This window comes from Pseudomonas sp. BJa5, from assembly GCF_030272875.2.
GTDB lineage: Bacteria > Pseudomonadota > Gammaproteobacteria > Pseudomonadales > Pseudomonadaceae > Aquipseudomonas.
Window position 1 is genome coordinate 1 of the sequence record NZ_JALRNG020000097.1, and the last position, 348, is coordinate 348.

General features: G+C 67.8%; 1 pseudogene. It reads right to left on the reverse strand.

Annotated elements, in window-relative coordinates:
- Positions 1–80: 80 nt before the first annotated feature.
- Positions 81–348, reverse strand: a pseudogene (locus M2D63_RS25575) (cytochrome C); the annotation flags it as partial.

Below are 348 nucleotides of genomic sequence, written 5' to 3' on the forward strand. Positions count from 1 at the left end.
AGCGTCAGGCGAGGGGGTGTTTCCCGGCGACGCAACATTTGGGTACACCGGGTAGGATGAAGGTGCGGCGACCTGAGGCGTCAGTGCCGGAGGCCGTAGTCGATGACGATGCCCTGGGCCCGCAGCGCCTGGATCAAGCCCCGGCGGACCTTGGGCAGGTCAAGCATGGTCTGGCTGAGTAGCCGGCCGACTTCCTGCGCCGTGTAGCGCTGCCTGTGCTCCGGCGTACTGCTGCCGGCCATGCCGTCGCGGTCCAGCAGCCAGTTGAGCAGGTCGGCGACCTGCTGGTCTTTGAGCGCCGACTGGGAAACGCCCGGCACCCTGACCAGGAACTCACGGCCACCCTCG